Genomic DNA, 2,760 nt, shown 5'->3' on the forward strand with positions numbered 1-2,760 from the left:
CCGCCTACCGTTGGCCACGGGGCGGGCCGGTGGCGGTGTACCGGGCCGCGTGGCGACGAACGCAGGCCGGAAGGACGGTGCTCGTGGACAGCATGAACCGATACCGGGAGTTGGCGCAGGCGCCGATGGACGGCGGGTACCCGGCGGCGGGGGCCGCGGCCATGGCCACGGAGCTGTACTTCCAGCGCGCGGTGCAGGTCTACCTGTGGGCACTGCCCGCGGTGAATCTGTTCGCCATGCGGGAGAGCATCGGGGCCGATTTCGGGCACGGGTACCACGTGATGGCGGTCTACGAGAAGCGGCTCGAGCCGAACACCGTGATCACCACGCCGAATTCCGATGTCATCTACGGGCTGTGTTTCGTCGACCTGTCGGAGACCGGGCCCCTGGTCATCGAGGCGCCGCCGATGGTGCAGGGTCTGGTGGACGACGCCTGGCATCGCCCGCTGGTCGGCCCGGTCATCGATGGCGTGCAGTACCTCGCCGATATCGGCATCCCGGGCCCCGACCAGGGCAGGGGCGGCAAGTACCTGATCGTGCGCGAGGGCGAAGACCCAGGCGTCGACGCCAGCGACCACTTCGTCTACACGAGTCCGACCAACGGGATCTACCTGCTGCTGCGTGGATTCTTCCGCTCGGTCGACGACCTCGCGCCCGGCGTGGCGCACATCGAGGGCATCACGCTGCGTCCCGCGCACGGTCCCGCCCGGCCGATGGTGTACGCCCACGCCTCCGAGGTCACCGCGAACGCGCTGTTCGCGCACGACTTCTCCTACTTCGAGATGCTCGACCGGATGATCCAGGGCGAGCGCGACGACCGGGTCGACCCGTATATGCACGGCGTGCTCGCCGCCCTCGGCATTCGCCGGGGTCGGCGGTTCGCGCCGTCGGACGAACAGCGCGAGCTGCTCGACCTCGCGGCGCGGACCGCCTGGCGGATGGCCAAGGGCATCGCCGCCGACTTCGACCGCACCGAGGACGCGCTGTGGTGGTCCGATCGTCACTGGGTCGCGCACGCCCGCACGAAGACCGACGACTTCACCCGCACCCTGCTCGACGAGTGCTTCCGTGACCGGGAAACCGGCCACACCGATGTCGACGCGAAGGCGCACATGTTCGTCAACCACTTCTCGATCTCGACCGGAATGATGAGCGTCACCCCCGGCAAGGGCGCCAAATACTGCAACGCCTACAAGGACAGCGACGGGGCGTACCTGCGCGGTGAGCACACCTACCGCATCGACCTGCCCGCCCATCCACCCGCCGACATCCTGTGGTCGCTCACGGTCTACGACGCCGAAACGGCCTCCGGTGTCGACGCGACGGGCCAGACCTACCCGTCGCTGAACTCGATGGACCCCATCGTGGCCGACGACACCGGCAGCTACACGGTCTTCGTCGGCCCGCGCAGGCCCGCGCAGGCGAAGAACTGGCTCGAATCGGTCCCCGGGCGTGGCTGGTTCGGTCTGCTGCGCTGGTACGGACCCAAACAGGAGTTCTTCGAGCGTCGCTACAAGCCCGGCGACTTCGTCAGAATCGAGTGAAGCGCGGGGCCCGGTACCGCGGGCGGGAACCGGCGGCCCGCGATCTACGCTGCTGGCATGACGGTGCACTTCATCGGGGCGGGCCCCGGCGCGGCCGACCTGCTCACGGTGCGCGCGGTGAGCCTGCTGCGCGACAGCCCGGTCTGCCTGTACGCGGGCACCTACCTCGACCCCGAGGTGCTGGCGCACTGCGCGCCCGGCACCGAGCTGATCGACACCCAGCGCCTTGACCTGGACGAGATCACCGGCCACCTCGTGCGCGCCCACCGGGCGGGGCACGACGTCGCCCGGCTCTGCTCGGGCGACCCGTCGATCTACTCGGCCCTCACCGAGCAGATCCGCCGCCTCGACGCCGTCGGCGTCCCGTGGGACATCACCCCCGGCGTCCCCGCCTACGCCGCCGCCGCGGCCGCGCTGGGCACCGAGCTGACGGTCCCCGAGGTCGTCCAATCGGTCGTCCTCACCCGCACCCAGGCCCGCTCGACCGCGATGCCCGAGGGCGAGGCCCTGGCCGCCTTCGCCGCCACCGGCGCCACCCTGGTCCTGCACCTCGCGATCACCCGCGTCCGCGTCCTCGCGAAGGAACTGATCGACGAGTACGGCCCCGACTGCCCGGTCGCCGTCGTCTACCGCGCCAGCCAGCCCGAACAGCTGATCCTGCGCGGCACCCTCACCGACATCGCCGACCAGGTGGAAGCCGCCGACCTCCGCCAAGCCGCCGTCATCCTGGTCGGCCGAGCCCTCACCCCCGCGATCGACTGCGCCCAGTCCCACCTCTACGACCCGGCCCGGCTCCGCGCGCCCGTCGAGACAGACCGGTTGGTGTGATCCACGCCTCATTCCCCGCGGCGCAGAAGGGCTCTCACGACGATGTGAGGACGCAGACAAGCGTCAGCTAACGGGGTGGCGACGGTCTACCTGGGTCTATGCCGCGTCGCTATGGACGTGGTTGGTTGCCGGGGGAGCGCACCGGTAGATTGGTGCGATGGTTTGCGACGAGCACACCGGCGCTGCCGGTCCGACGGACGTGGGCATGGTCTCGGCCATGTAACCGATCGGACGGGCCGACAGATAGTGCCAATGGACATTTTTTGCCTGATTGATTTCGAGAACTGAACCCGAGACGCAGGCGCCACGCTAGTTCTACAGGTGAGGCGCCTGCGTTCCGGTGTCGTCGGGGAGCGCCTGCGCAGGTGTTCCGGAAGCGAGGTTTGGG

2 protein-coding genes are annotated in these 2,760 nt (G+C 69.5%); both read left to right on the forward strand.

The window, feature by feature from the left end; translation table 11 throughout:
- Positions 1-92 precede the first annotated feature (92 nt).
- Positions 93-1,544: a DUF1254 domain-containing protein gene (locus tag ACFYWJ_RS09390; protein WP_355274627.1), complete on the forward strand. Its 1,452-nt coding sequence runs from the start codon at positions 93-95 to the stop codon at positions 1,542-1,544.
- A 57-nt stretch (positions 1,545-1,601) separates the two neighbouring features.
- A complete protein-coding gene (cobM, locus tag ACFYWJ_RS09395) occupies positions 1,602-2,372 on the forward strand; it encodes a precorrin-4 C(11)-methyltransferase (RefSeq protein ID WP_355273624.1) in 771 nt (256 codons plus the stop codon).
- Positions 2,373-2,760: the final 388 nt, after the last annotated feature.

Source organism: Nocardia sp. NPDC003269 (assembly GCF_042888005.1).
Taxonomy (GTDB): domain Bacteria; phylum Actinomycetota; class Actinomycetes; order Mycobacteriales; family Mycobacteriaceae; genus Nocardia.